Genomic DNA, 12,929 nt, shown 5'->3' on the forward strand with positions numbered 1-12,929 from the left:
TATTACTTGAGCCAGTTATTTTGTTTCATCCAGGCAAACAGCGGCTCCATCCAGCCGGGGTGACGGAAGATGAACCCGTGATCGCCCTTCGGGTAGATGTGCATTTCGACGGGCACTTTCTGCTTTCTCAATTTTTCGAAATAGACGATGCTGTTGTCTACATCGACCAATTTATCGTCGGCCGCGTGGGTTAGGTACGTCGGTGGGGTGTTGGCACGTACCTGTAGTTCGTTGGAGAAAAGCTCGATGTCGGGCCGCGACGGATTTTTGCCAATCAGGTTATCCCGCGAACCCCCGTGGGCCAGACTGTCCTGCATACTGATTACCGGATAGATGAGGACCTGGAAATCGGGCCGCAGGCTGGTGTTGCTGCTATTGTCTATGTAGGCTTTCTCAAAATGGGTAGCGGCCGTTGACGCCAGGTGCCCACCTGCCGAAAAGCCCATAATACCCACTTTGTTTTTATCGACGCCCCACTTATCAGCGTTTTCGCGAACCAGTTTCAGGGCCTGTTGTGCGTCCTGCAAAGGACCGATCTTCTTGTCGGCCATGATGGCATCGCTGGGCAGTCGGTATTTGAGCACGAAAGCCGCGATTCCCTTTTCGGCCAGTGCTTTGGCAGTACCAACACCTTCGCCCCGATACACAACCACCCCGTAGCCACCACCGGGAATGATGATAACGGCCGTCCCGGTCGCCTTGTCGGCAGCGGGTTTGAAAAACTCCAGGGTAGGTTTGGTCACATTTTTCAGCACACCCGTTTCCGCCCCTGACTCCTGTACGTCGGCAGTTTTTGCATTAGGCACCGTCCCTGAATAGAGTGGAATGATTTCCTGGGCCTGTGTTCTGAAAGGGGCAAGCCATAGCCAGCCAGATAGCGCAGCTATAGCCATTGTTAGTCTGCCTCTGGGCTGAACGTTTTTGACCAATGTGATTGAATAAAAGGGGCTCATAGTAAGGGTTTGGGTGTAATCTGTGTTTGTCATGCTGACAAAGGAAGCATGACAAACACTTGCCATTTTTCTAGTTGACAGTCGTCGGTTTATACCCCAGCAACGATAGCATCTGAGCGGCATAGCGTTTGCCCAGTTCCCGGTAGCCGGCCGCATTGAAGTGCAGGTTGTCAGCCGAGTCAGTACAGCCCGCCGATGAGATTACGTGCGCGTTTTTGATGGTTCGGGGCAGCGTAGCAATGATCTGGTTCATGCTCGCGCATTTACCTTCCTGATCGGCATTGACGGTTTCACCTGCCAGCAAGGGGACTTTCTTAGGTTTCAGATTCAGGTCGTGCATCAGATTATCGTAGACGACCTTGACCTTTTTCGTCCAGAGCGTATCGCCCGTATTCGATTCGCCTTGGTGCAACAGAATACCCTTGATGACCCCATCTTTCTGCGCCAGTTTCGCCATTTCGACCAGCCGACCGTATGGATTTCCGCCGTATTCGCCGATGAAGTTCTTCATCCAGCCCGGTACATTGGCCGTATATGATTCGTAATGGTCTTTATCGAACAGCTCGATTTTACAGCCGCCCACGGCCACATTAATGACGCCGATTCTTACCTTTTCGGGCAGATTGGCCACCAATTCGCGGCCAAAATAATCGGCGGGGGTAAGCCCCGTCCGGCAGCGGCACAAAGGGGGTTTGGCGGTGTACCAATTTCCTTTTGTCCGGTTAAGGGCCGGGCAGTCAACGGCCTCCATCACTTGAAACCGGGGGTTGACGTTGACCGTATCCTGCGGCTCAATTTTGGCGTTCCCTTCCATGTTCGACTGGCCAAAGCACAGGAAGATATAGAAGTTTTTATCCTGACCCGAAGCGTTCAGGCTCGACAGGAATATCCAGATTAACAGAAGGTTACTTAGTCTCTTTATTTTCATGGGTTCATTCGGTCTAGGAATTTTACGCTCATCCATCAGAATGAAAGCCTATCAATTTACTAAAAGCGCGGCTCCATTAGTTGGAATTACCCAATTCACTTCCTGACTTTTCTGAAGTTTTTCGGTGGTCACTTTACCCGTTAACTGAGCATCGTCGCTGTATTGTTTATACTCAGACCCTGCCGCAATCATGGGTAATTTCAGTCTGAGTTTGAGCGTCTCTTTTTGGGCATTTATGCCGGCTACGTACCATTTAGTACCCTGACGGCGAGCTAATACTACATACCTGCCCGGATAGCCGTCAATGTAACGTACTTCGTCCCACGTAGTAGGCACTGTTTTCATAAAGTTGATTGCCCAGTCGGGCGCGTCGGTGAGGTTGTTCGGTGCCAGGGCAAAATGCTGCACACCACTCTGAAACAATACCGCTGTTGCTAACGCGTACACATCAGACGTTACGCGTTTCGAGCCCTTGTTTGGCGTATTGTTCGCATTGTAGAATTTGTTGAGCGCACTTCCCCCAAAATCCATGCTACCCACGGTGTTGCGAATAAAGGGGTGTAGAGTAGCGTTGAAGGCTTCATTGTCGCAACTTCTCTGCGAAAAGGCCAGGTTTTCGCTGGCTAAAACCGCTTCACTCGCAGCGTAGTTAGGGTACATTCGTTCCCAACCCCGCGGCAACGTCGAACCGTGAAAAATGCAGAGGATTCCGTAGTCGTTGGCATCGTATAAAATGTCTTCGTACAGCTTCATGGTTTCCTGCTTATCACCGCCAAAAAAGTCTACTTTGATTCCTTTCACGCCGATTCGTTTCATCCAGGCCATTTCTTTACGACGGGCAATTGTATTGTCCATAATACCCCGTGGCCCCTGTGGTGCATCGTTCCAATAGCCATTGGAGTTGTACCATAAATACAGGCTAACGCCTTTGCTTGCTCCGTATTTAGCTAACTCGGCTATCTTCTCACGGCCGATTTGTGTGTCCCAAAGGGCATCGACTAAAACGGTTTGGTAACCCATTGCAGCGCTAAAGTCGATGTATCGAACTTGTTCGTCGTACACCGTTCTGCTGTCCATGCCGATAATCCAGCTCCAAGAGCCTTTTGTATACTGGTATTTTTGAGAAGCGTCATAGCGCGGTTCAACGACATCAAATGGTATGGTCGTTTCAACAATCGGGGCAAGCGTTTCACCGACCGTTATCGTACGCCAGGGTGTTTCGCCCGGCAGTGGAATACCCGGCGCCGACGTTCCGTTTCCGTTGTTCTCATCAGGCATCGGAAAACCAATTGTGTATAGTCCATCAGCATGGCCAATCAAGCGGCTCCCGCAGTATCGGCTGTCGACCCCTGTTTCAGAAATTAGTACCCATCCACTGTTATTCACCTTGAATAGACAAGGAAATGTGTATCCGTTGTTTCGGCCATTTTCGCCTAGCGTGTCGTCAACCGTATATGGAATTTCGTAGCTGGGCATTGTTCGGGCAAAACCCACCATCGCTTTACTTTGTGCCGAGAGAAACGTGGTTGTTCCGGCTGGCAATACAAACCCCGAAACCTCCTCATTAACGACACATGAACGAGACGCTTTTTGCGGGTAGACTTTGTACCTGTAGGCCACATCGTTATTGCTAACTCTGAACGTAATATCAATAGCAGACGTGTTGTCTTTTGAGAAAGAAACAACTCCTTCGTTGGCTATGTAGCGGACCTTACTTTTTTTAATAGTTGGCAACTCATACGAATTGTCAATTTTGGTAATACCTGCTGTCTTACTGGCTACAAGCCCATGGGAAAAATCGCCCACATTTGTCTTCAGGCCCAGCGGTGATTTACTCAAAAACGATTTTCCATTAAGCGAAACACTATAGGTCGGCTTCCCATTTTCCAGCGATACAGTTACCTGCAATTTTCCATCAGGACTACTTATCACCGAATTAGTTGTTTGAGCGCTGGCCCATAGTGGCAATAATAAAATGAGGTATTTCATGTGTCGTTGATTTACTTCTTAGTCAGCTCATTAGCCGCGCCCGAGAACAGAGTATGGGACGAGCAGGTGCGCGAGTCGAAACTGACCTCCCGATAGCGGAGCGCAACCTCGATGTTATTCATCGCTTTATTGACTTTCTGCGATATCATCTTCAGTTTTTGCCTCAGCACTGCGTTCGTCAGCATCAGGGCAGCAACGGACAGCAGTAACGCTTGTAGATTCAGGAATTCAGCGTTCATGTTGGTTTGGATGCTCAGGTTCAGTTTGGCTTAGAGATTCTGTCGTCGATGCGGAAGTAATCGAAATCGGCATAGCCTCCTGTTTGACGCGTAGCGTAGTTGAACAGGCCGAACCGGTAGCCCATGAAATGCGGGATTGTATACGGCATTTTCAGCGGTTCGCCGATAGGGAGCCAGGATTTACTGTCGAGGCTGTAGAAAAAATGGGCAATGTCTTTGCGGTTCTGAAAGTCACATTCGGCTTTCAGATAGACTGTTTTCTGACTCAACGGAATCTGCTGCACCTCCACCGGCTTTCCCGTGGCCGCGCTGACCATGACCACCGACCGGCTTCCGTTTTCAGCCTTCACACCCACTAGGCCATAATTCTTCTGCAACAGGCTCAGACCGGCAAAATCTCCGTCTTTCAGGTTCGACGCATCGAGCAACGTAGTGCCGGTACTTTGGGGACCAATAGTTCGCTGGGTGAGCGTGTTGCGGGCCATCACAAACGAGGTGTCGATGCGTCCAGTTTTCAGCCGCAGAAAGCCTTTCCGCTCGGTCACTGACCAGAGGCTGTTGTCAGGATTATGGTTCCACTGCCAGACCAGCGGTAAAGCAGCTTCGCCTTTCTTACGGGTGAACTCATCGGACGTAACGATGCCTGGAATCAGCCCTTTGCTTGCCGGAAGGTCGAGCGTTTCTGGTACTTTACCGTTGACACCCAGCACGGGCCAACCATCTTCCCATTTCACTGGCACCAGATACGGAATACGGCCGACTCCACCGAAATCGCGGAACAGGTAAGCGAACCAGTTGCCATCAGGCGTATCAATCAGGCCACCTTGCGCTACGCCTAAATCCTGAAGCGCTACCCGGCCTTCCCAGGGACCGCTTAGCTTGTCGGCCCGGTGGATGATTACCGTGCGCATCCCACCTTTGGGCCAACTGATATTGAACAGATAGTATTTGCCGTTCACCTTAAACAGCTGCGACCCTTCGGCGGGCAAGCCTCCGCCCGTACCGGACGGGGTGCTGGCGTTTTCTATCAGCGTCTGTTCGGTGGTACCCGGTTTCACACCCGATGCATCAGCCGTGAGTTCGACAAGTTTGAGCTTACCCGCACCGTAAATCAGGTACGTCCGGCCGTCATCATCAAAAAACAGGCTATGGTCGTGATAGGAAGGACTGAACGACGTTACGTTCCACGGGCCTTTCTCAATATTCTTCGTGGTATAGATATACGTCTTGCCCGTCGTCTGGGCGAAGGTCGTTACGTAGTACGTCCCCTTGTGAAAACGCAGGCTACTGGCCCACGAGCCACGGCCGTAGGTGCTTTTGCCATTGGTCAGGTTCAGCGCATCCACGCTCGCTAGTGTATCGTAGGCATAACCCACCAACTGCCAGTTGACCAGGTCTTTCGATTTCATAATGGGCAGGCCCGGACTCATGTGCATGGTCGTGCTGCTCATGTAGTACGTATCCTTCACTCGAATTATGGCCATATCCGGCACGTCGGCGAAGATGATTGGGTTACGGGCCGTCTGCGCTTTGACTGAATACAAAGCCATAAGTAGACAGATGGTCATTGCCCCCAAACGAATAAGCAGGGTTTTCATGGAATAAGGAATCTATACGTGGCTAAGCGCTATTGTTCGAGTGGCCCAATCAGTTCGATGAACGTACCGTCGGGGTCCTGCACCAACACAAAGTGCGCTTTGTCATTCAGGGGCGTTGGCGTACTGCCCAGGAACGGCACCTTCATCTGCCTGAGTCGCTCCACGATTGGCTTTAAGGCTTTTACGTTGATGGTGATGTACTGCATACCCGTATCGTCCTGAATGAATTTAGGCGTCGGGTGCGACGCTTTCTTACCAAAGCTCATCAGCTTCCAGTCGGTCGCTTCGGGACTGTTTTCCAGTTTAAGAGTGGTTACAGCCGCCGAGGCTCCGTTTGCCAGGCCAGAGCGTTTCGAAAACTCTTCATTAATAGTAAAGCTGCCGGTTTTCACCATGCCAATACCGTTAACATAAAAGTCCAGCGAGCGTTCAAGGTCGGCCACTACGACACCTATGCCAATCGTTTTATTATTAAAGTTAGATTGAGCGGAAGCGATGTTGCTGCACGAAAGGGTAACGAGGAGCAAGAAAAAATTTTTCGCCAGCGGATTCGTGCCCAGTGACCGTATGGAGAAGTAACTCATGTTATTCAAAAGTTTGAGTTTAGAAAAGCGTCTTGTTCAGGCTCAGAAATAATGGTGTAGATCAATCGCAATACTGCCGGAAAATAAATGGTGTTAATTTGACACATTTAGATGCAATATCAAAAGAAACTGTTACATGACGAACGAACGGTTGTTAATGCGTTACTAGTCTGATTTGATGGATACGGGGTGTGCTTTTTTCGTTCAGAGCCCTAATGGTCAACGTTATTACCTCGTTGCTGTCTGCCTTCAGCCGGATTGTTTTTCCTTGTATTAAAAGAATTTCAGCAGGCTTTTCATTGATTAAAAAGCTCACGTTTTCGGGCTTTATATCATCCAAAGCAGTGATGTCAACGTATTTACCCGCCAACCCATTCTTGTTCTGCAATTGATAGGAAATATAAGCCCGTGTACGTCGCCAAAAGTGCTCATCATCGTAACCTGATTCGCTTTTTTCGCCCTTGTATCCGTGATCAACTTCAGGTTGCTGTTCTCCGCAATTCACCTTGTCAACCGTCTTGGCTTCCAGCGCCAGCGTTTCGGCTTCCTGCTGTTTCAGGCGAGCCTGCTGCTCGTTGAAGGCGGCTTGCGTAAACGTCGGGAAATACATCTGGTAGCGGGCATCATGAACCTCGTAGAAAGGTTGCAGCGTCAACGTATCCAACTGGAATCGCAGGGCAGAAACGGGTTTTAGCCGGTTTAAATATGTTGTTGGGTCGCCCACGAGCGCATAGGCACTGGTCAGCGGGTATAGCTTCCCTTTTGTTTCATGGCCCATACGGCTATCGTCGGCGAACAGGCCGGTTAGGTCGGCCGTTGACGTTTTAGCGGCCAGCACTATGGGGCCATGCACAAAGGCCGCCCAATTAGAGCCATCTGGCAACTGTTCCAGTCGGGTGGCCGGTTTGAAACGAACCGTTATGATGTCACCTGCTTTCCACTTTCGCGAAATGGCAACGTAGTCCGAAGGTTTCCCATTTACAGCCTGCTGCTTCCCATTAACCAGCACGTCCAGGTTTTCAGCCCATTTCGGGTATCGAATTTGTATTGAAAATGCCTGTGGTTTAGTCTGCTCAATAACCAGTTCCGTCTGATTTTCGTACGGGAATCTAGTGCGCTGGTTAAGCCGGATTCCTTTTTCTTTCCAGCTTAACGTTGACGGGATGAACAAATTAACAAACAGGTCATTAGCCGAATGACTATAGATCAGTTCGCCGTATTTGGTGTGGTTTTCCAGTCCTGACCCTACGCAGCACCACATACTGGTTTCGGGCTGCGAATACACCCGGTAGTGGTTGGGTCGGATAGGCGTGAAGTACACGAATCCGCCTTTTTCGGGATGCTGGCTCGATAGGATGTGGTTGTACAGCGTTCGCTCATAGAAATCAAGGTAGCTTACGTCGTTCTTATCCAGAAACAGCGCTTTGCTCAGCCGGAGCATATTGAACGAATTACAGGTTTCGGGGCCCTGATTCGAGCGTAATAACTGCCCAAAATCGGTTGTTGGGTTGAAATGCTCGCGGACGCTGTTCCCACCAAAAGCCACACTACGGGTCTGTGATACGTTTCGCCAGAAATACGTAGCCGCGTCTGACCAGTCGGTTTTGCCCGTGAGCCGGGCAATTTTCTCGTAACCAATCACCTTCGGTATCTGCGTGTTGGCGTGCAGTCCAGTTAATTTATCCTGATGTTCCAGCAAGGGTATCAGCAAGGCACGATGCGAAAGCCGCTGCGCCGTTTCAAGATATTTTTTGTCGTTGGTCAGAATATACAGATCGGCGAAGGTTTCGTTGATGCCGCCATGTTCAGTACGTAGCACCTGCTGAATCTGCTCGTCGGACAGGGGGGTAATGAGCGTAACGAACCAGTCGCCCAGGCCAATTAACACCTGCTTTGCCTGCTGATTCCCGGCGTATTCATACGCATCCCGAAGCCCCGCGAACAGCTTGTGAATGTTATACAGCGGCACCCAGGTATTGTTCAGTCCGAAGCTGCTTCCATCAATATCCCCTTTGTGAATCCGTTCCCAAAACACTTTCCCCTGCGGAATACCACCGACGTAGCCGTTGCCATTTTTGGTCTGACAACGGGCCAGTTCGGTAACCATATAATCGAGCCGTTTTTTAAGTTCAGGCTCACCCGTTGACGCATACATCATAGCCAGCGCCGAGAGGTAATGGCCGCCAATGTGGCCATCGAGCCCCACGCTTTCCCAGTTGCCGTAGCGGGGCGCTTTGGGAGGCAGTCCGGCATCAATCCAGTACGGAGCCAAGAGTTTATCCGGGTTCAACGCCAGGATATACTTCAGGTCAACGTCCTGCGCCTGCTTAAACGGGCCACTCGTCAGCTTTACGTCCTGCAAAGCAAACGGCTGCATCTGCGCCCCTGCCGACAGGCTGAACAGAAGCAGGAGAGCGATATAGGAAACGGTCTTTTTCAAGGGCTTATCAATTACTTATACATCGGATCGTCGCCTTTGTATTTCAGGTATTTGAATGAAGCTGAATTCTCGGACTTTTCACCAGATGAGGTAGCATACAGGCCATACACACAGCCAATGAAGCTGTTGGCCGCTTTGGTACTCAAAAACTTACCGTCAACCTGGTCTTTCAACAAGTTCCAGTTTTTTCCATCGGTCGAGTAGTAGAAGCTGTACAAGGCTCCTTCCGACTGTATTTTGAAATTCACTTTGGCAACGGATGAAGGTATAGGCGCTTCGGTAACTAATTCCAGGGCTTTGTCTTTGCTCTTGAACAACTGAACGACGTCTTTACCTCCATTTTTTGACTTGGCCACGAAGTAAAAATGGCGTTCGTCCTGAAAAATCACCAACCCCGCTTTTTCATTATCTGTTTTTGGCGAAAACATCACTTCGGTTTCGGCAGTACTGTAAAGGTGTTGCTGACGTTTACCCACAAATGAAGGATTTCCCATTTCAGAAATCGTTTCCGGCTTAAGTGTCAGCGTCAATCCATTGGCCTTTGAGGTTTTAAACGAACTGCTATCCACCGTTCTCAAAAAGAGCATCGACAGATCAAGCCCTTTGTCGAAGGTCATCGTATACGCGAAGTTGCCATTTTGCGGTAAAGCACCTTTCTGTTTAACTTCTTTAATGTTGGTTTTGTATTGGTATTCAATGGCTTTTTCGCCGTGTTCGATCATCGGCCAATCGTTTACCCACGTCAGCGGAGCAATGAACATTTCACGGCCTGTATTATAATAATCGCCTTCGTAGGGACGTACCGCCAGGAAAATCGAATACCACTTCCCGTCGGGACCTTCGATAAACTGAGCGTGTCCAGCCGAGGTGATGGGATCTTTCCGGTCGGCGGGGAGGCCCCGCTGTGTCAGCACCGGGTTGCCTTCAAATGGTACATAAGGTCCCCAAACATCCCGGCTGCGCAGTGCCACCTGCGAGTGGTTTACGGAGGTTCCGCCTTCGGCCGCATACAGGATGTACCAACCGTTACGCTTCAGAATGTGCGGTCCTTCAATCCAAACCGGCTTTTTTGAGAGGTCTACGCCCCCATTCACCAGTTGCTTTTCTTCGCCCAGTACTTTCAAATTCTTGTAGTCGAACTCGTACATTCGAATGGTGCGGTGGCCCGAATAAAGCGGTTTGCGGTCGGGAGCCTCGCTATTATAAATGATGTAGGCTTTATCGGTCTCCTCATCAAAATAGATCGACGGGTCAATCCCGCGTACCTGCGGAATCTTCACCGGATTGCTGTATGGTCCCGCCGGATTTTTGGACGTTACAACAAAATTTCCATCATGGTCAATATCCGTACATGTTACGTAATATGTTCCTTTGTAATAAGTGATAGCTGGAGCGAATAACCCGCGCGTCATGCGCTCGCCCATGAAATCCATCTGCGAAGGCCGGTTGATTACATTGCCGATTTGTTTCCAGTTTTTCAGGTCACGGCTGTGCATGATCGGCAAACCCGGGAAATAGGAAAACGTAGAATGTACTGAATAATAATCAGCTCCTACCCGGACAATACTCGGGTCGGGGTAAAAGCCGGTCAGGATGGGGTTGACCAGCGTGGTTTGCGCTACACTGACGTAGCTTATCAGGCAACAAAACACGGCCAACGCATTAAGGAACAAGCACTTCTTCATGGTTATTCAGATTGATAAAATCAGCAAGTTGATTATTGGGCTACCAGCGTGTATACCTTTCCCGCCTGCGTAGGCATATCGTACAGCACGGTTTCTTTTAGGGCCAGCGCTGGCTTACCAGCCTGGGGCGACACAACGGGGGTAGAGGTGGCTTCGGTGTAATAAAATGGGTTCGGGTTTTGACCCGATGCGCTCGCCAGCCCACCACCACGGCTATTCTTTACCGCATTCGGTACGCGCAGACGCAGGTTGCCGCCCAGATTGGACTTGACCATTAGCTTCATCAGTTTGCCGTTTTTCCACTGCATGTCCATCACCTCGAAACCGCCCAATGCCCGTAGGCCCGTAACGCTGCCGGTGGGCCAAACGTCGGGCAATGCAGGCAGGATATGCATGGCCCCATCGGCGCTTTGCAGCAGCATTTCCGTCATGCCCGACGTACAGCCGAAGTTGCCGTCAATCTGGAACGGCGGGTGCGCGTCGAACAGATTGTTATACGTACCGCCCCCTTCTTTGTTGACGCCCAGGGGTGTAAGCTGATTTTGAATCAAGGTGTAGGCATGATTACCGTCCTGCAAACGCGCCCACCAGTTGACTTTCCAGCCCATGCTCCAGCCGGTCGATACGTCGCCCCTATGAATGAGGGATGTTTTAGCCGCACTGTATAGCTCGGGCGTGCGGTACGGGGAAATCTGGTTGGACGGAAACAGGCCGTACAGGTGTGAGATGTGCCGGTGCTTGTCATTCGGGTCGTCGATGTCCTCCAGCCACTCCTGCAATTGACCATGCCGACCAACGTGCATAGGCGGGAGCCTACTGCGCTTTTGCTTCAGCGTATCGACAAAAGCGGCATCGGTTTTCAGAATCTCGGCGGCCCGAATCGTCGTGCTGAATACGTCGAAGGCAATTTGATTGTCCATCGTCGTACCGGCATCCAGCGATGAACCACCGTGAGCTGCGGGGGCGTTTTCGGGCGAGGTGCCCGGATTGACCACCAGCCAGTGGTACTTGGGGTGTTCGACCAGATAATCTACGTAGAACAGGGCTGCCCCTTTTAGTATGGGATAAACCGACGCCAGATACTTCGTATCCCCGTTGTACAGATAGTGCTCCCAGAGGTGTTGGGCCGTCCAGCCGCCACCCGCAATCCACATGCCCCAGGTCGCTCCGTCGATGGCGCCGGTAGTCCGCCAGATGTCGGTATTATGGTGGGCCATCCAGCCTCTGGCCCCGTACATGACCCGCGCGGTTTCCTGACCCGCTTCCGACAGTTCTTTCACCATGCGAAGGAACGGCTCGTGCAACTCCGCCAGATTCGTTTTTTCGGCGGGCCAGTAGTTCATCTGGGCGTTAATGTTGATGGTGTACTTGCTATCCCAGGGTGGTCGCATCCGGTTGTTCCAAATTCCCTGTAGGTTAGCGGGCTGCCCCGTTGGTTGCGAGGACGAAATCAGCAGGTAGCGCCCGTACTGATAGTAGAGTGTCGCAAACTTAGGGTCGTTGGCAGTCCGGAAGTTTTTCAGCCGCTCGTCGGTGGGTAGCTTCGTGGCTTCGGTAGGTGTTGAGCCCAGATCCAGCCGGACCCGGTTAAAATAGTTCTGATACGCAGTGACATGCGGGGGCAGCATGGCTGCGTACGATTTTGGGTAGGCTTTGTTGAGATATGATGCCGCCCGGGCGGTTTCATCTCCGCTAACGTCCTTGTAATTTTTGAAGTTGGAGGCAATCGAGATATACACCGTTGCGGCCGTAGCGCCTTTCACGGTGAGCGCGGTATCATTGACTGCAAGGCTGCCGCCCTCCGTCTTGATGCGGGTAATGCCGTTGAAGCGCACTATGCCTTTCACGCCCTCGTGGTCCGACGTAGTGCCGGAAAGGGTGAGGTCTTTGGCGGGTGTTGTCTTTTTATCTGCGGTTTTGTGCTGGGTTGAGTAGAAAGCCGAGAAGGCAAGCCGTCCCGGTTGACTGGCTGTAAGGTGCATCACTAGTACCTGATCAGGGAATGATGCAAACATTTCGCGGGTGTAGGTAACCCCATCAACCGTGTATGTTGTTCTGGCGACGGCCCGTTCAATGTCCAGCTCCCGGTAATAGTTGTTGAACTGGTCGTGCCCCTCGAAGGTCAGGTGCAAATTACCCACGGGCTGAAACATCTGTCCGTGTGCCTTCTTGGTAATGATTGCTTTGTTGGCCAGTTGCTCGGCTTCTTTCTGCTTCCCATCGAAGATTAGTTTTCGAATCTCGGGTAAAGCCGCCAGCGCATCCGGGTTGTCGTTGCGGTTTGGGCCACCGCTCCAGACGGTATGTTCGTTTAATTGAATCGTTTCACGCGCTACGTTACCGTAGACCATAGCCCCTAACCGACCGTTACCGATAGGTAGTGCATTTTCCCACACTGCATCGGAGGGTTTGTTATACCAGAGCTTTAATCCGGACTTACTCTGGCAAAAGCCAGTTGTTGACAGGGTAAGAAAAAAAAGACAGACGAGTAGTCTCATAGAGGTACTAGCACA

The 12,929-nt window shown here is 51.0% G+C and carries 9 protein-coding genes; all 9 read right to left on the reverse strand.

Annotated elements, in window-relative coordinates:
* Positions 1 to 2: 2 nt before the first annotated feature.
* The 9 genes from ACYVIY_RS23315 to ACYVIY_RS23355 all read right to left on the reverse strand — a co-directional run bounded on the left by ACYVIY_RS23315 (position 3) and on the right by ACYVIY_RS23355 (position 12,914).
* On the reverse strand, positions 3 to 893 hold the full coding sequence (locus tag ACYVIY_RS23315) for an alpha/beta hydrolase (protein WP_460978845.1): 891 nt from the start codon (positions 891 to 893) through the stop codon (positions 3 to 5).
* 130 nt (positions 894 to 1,023) lie between these two features.
* On the reverse strand, positions 1,024 to 1,881 hold the full coding sequence (locus tag ACYVIY_RS23320) for a sialate O-acetylesterase (protein WP_460978846.1): 858 nt from the start codon (positions 1,879 to 1,881) through the stop codon (positions 1,024 to 1,026).
* Between the two features lie 51 nt (positions 1,882 to 1,932).
* Complete coding sequence (locus ACYVIY_RS23325) at positions 1,933 to 3,870, reverse strand: glycoside hydrolase family 97 protein (RefSeq protein ID WP_460978847.1); 1,938 nt, start codon at positions 3,868 to 3,870, stop codon at positions 1,933 to 1,935.
* Between the two features lie 11 nt (positions 3,871 to 3,881).
* The gene (locus tag ACYVIY_RS23330; protein WP_460978848.1) at positions 3,882 to 4,109 is read right to left on the reverse strand and encodes a hypothetical protein; all 228 of its coding nucleotides are present in this window, start codon (positions 4,107 to 4,109) and stop codon (positions 3,882 to 3,884) included.
* Positions 4,110 to 4,129: 20 nt separating this feature from the next.
* Positions 4,130 to 5,707, reverse strand: a complete 1,578-nt coding sequence (locus ACYVIY_RS23335; RefSeq protein WP_460978849.1) for a glycoside hydrolase family 43 protein — start codon at positions 5,705 to 5,707, stop codon at positions 4,130 to 4,132.
* A gap of 29 nt (positions 5,708 to 5,736) precedes the next feature.
* Positions 5,737 to 6,291 (reverse strand): VOC family protein, encoded by a 555-nt coding sequence (locus ACYVIY_RS23340; protein ID WP_460978850.1) that lies wholly within the window; start codon positions 6,289 to 6,291, stop codon positions 5,737 to 5,739.
* 154 nt (positions 6,292 to 6,445) lie between these two features.
* Entirely contained in the window at positions 6,446 to 8,668 is a 2,223-nt protein-coding gene (locus tag ACYVIY_RS23345) for a glycoside hydrolase family 127 protein (protein WP_460978973.1), read from the reverse strand.
* A gap of 74 nt (positions 8,669 to 8,742) precedes the next feature.
* Positions 8,743 to 10,416, reverse strand: a complete 1,674-nt coding sequence (locus ACYVIY_RS23350) for a glycoside hydrolase family 43 protein (protein ID WP_460978851.1) — start codon at positions 10,414 to 10,416, stop codon at positions 8,743 to 8,745.
* Between the two features lie 32 nt (positions 10,417 to 10,448).
* Complete coding sequence (locus ACYVIY_RS23355; RefSeq protein WP_460978852.1) at positions 10,449 to 12,914, reverse strand: glycoside hydrolase family 95 protein; 2,466 nt, start codon at positions 12,912 to 12,914, stop codon at positions 10,449 to 10,451.
* Positions 12,915 to 12,929: the final 15 nt, after the last annotated feature.

The sequence above is a fragment of the Spirosoma knui genome, assembly GCF_054780635.1.

Excerpts from the sequence above, each read along its gene's own strand:
- ACYVIY_RS23315 (WP_460978845.1), bottom strand. The coding sequence starts at position 893 with ATGGCTATAGCTGCGCTATCTGGCTGGCTATGGCTTGCCCCTTTCAGA.
- ACYVIY_RS23320 (WP_460978846.1), bottom strand. The coding sequence starts at position 1,881 with ATGAAAATAAAGAGACTAAGTAACCTTCTGTTAATCTGGATATTCCTG.
- ACYVIY_RS23325 (WP_460978847.1), bottom strand. The coding sequence starts at position 3,870 with ATGAAATACCTCATTTTATTATTGCCACTATGGGCCAGCGCTCAAACA.
- ACYVIY_RS23330 (WP_460978848.1), bottom strand. The coding sequence starts at position 4,109 with ATGAACGCTGAATTCCTGAATCTACAAGCGTTACTGCTGTCCGTTGCT.
- ACYVIY_RS23335 (WP_460978849.1), bottom strand. The coding sequence starts at position 5,707 with ATGAAAACCCTGCTTATTCGTTTGGGGGCAATGACCATCTGTCTACTT.
- ACYVIY_RS23340 (WP_460978850.1), bottom strand. The coding sequence starts at position 6,291 with ATGAGTTACTTCTCCATACGGTCACTGGGCACGAATCCGCTGGCGAAA.
- ACYVIY_RS23345 (WP_460978973.1), bottom strand. The coding sequence starts at position 8,668 with ATGCAGCCGTTTGCTTTGCAGGACGTAAAGCTGACGAGTGGCCCGTTT.
- ACYVIY_RS23350 (WP_460978851.1), bottom strand. The coding sequence starts at position 10,416 with ATGAAGAAGTGCTTGTTCCTTAATGCGTTGGCCGTGTTTTGTTGCCTG.
- ACYVIY_RS23355 (WP_460978852.1), bottom strand. The coding sequence starts at position 12,914 with ATGAGACTACTCGTCTGTCTTTTTTTTCTTACCCTGTCAACAACTGGC.